At 56.1% G+C, this 563-nt stretch carries 1 protein-coding gene; it reads left to right on the forward strand.

Features of this window, described 5'->3' with window-relative positions; translation table 11 throughout:
- Nucleotides 1–23 precede the first annotated feature (23 nt).
- A partial coding sequence (locus PGQ95_RS26330) for a phage integrase N-terminal SAM-like domain-containing protein (protein WP_430919888.1) occupies nucleotides 24–563 on the forward strand: 540 nt, incomplete at its 3' end.

The raw sequence follows: 563 nt of genomic DNA on the forward strand, positions 1-563 counted from the left end.
CAAAAAAACAGTCATAACAAGCCATGAAAACCGCCACTGCGCCGTTACCACCGCTGCGTTCGGTCAAGGTTCTGGACCAGTTGCGTGAGCGCATACGCTACTTGCATTACAGTTTACGAACCGAACAGGCTTATGTCCACTGGGTTCGTGCCTTCATCCGTTTCCACGGTGTGCGTCACCCGGCAACCTTGGGCAGCAGCGAAGTCGAGGCATTTCTGTCCTGGCTGGCGAACGAGCGCAAGGTTTCGGTCTCCACGCATCGTCAGGCATTGGCGGCCTTGCTGTTCTTCTACGGCAAGGTGCTGTGCACGGATCTGCCCTGGCTTCAGGAGATCGGAAGACCTCGGCCGTCGCGGCGCTTGCCGGTGGTGCTGACCCCGGATGAAGTGGTTCGCATCCTCGGTTTTCTGGAAGGCGAGCATCGTTTGTTCGCCCAGCTTCTGTATGGAACGGGCATGCGGATCAGTGGGCACTGTTGCAAAGTTAGCGATGAGGCAGCCTTTTGTCTTATTCAAAGGCCTTACATTTCAAAAACTCTGCTTACCAGGCGCATTTCGCCCAGG

The sequence above is a fragment of the Klebsiella sp. 141240 genome (genome assembly GCF_050600805.1).
GTDB classification, from domain to species: domain Bacteria; phylum Pseudomonadota; class Gammaproteobacteria; order Enterobacterales; family Enterobacteriaceae; genus Klebsiella; species Klebsiella aerogenes.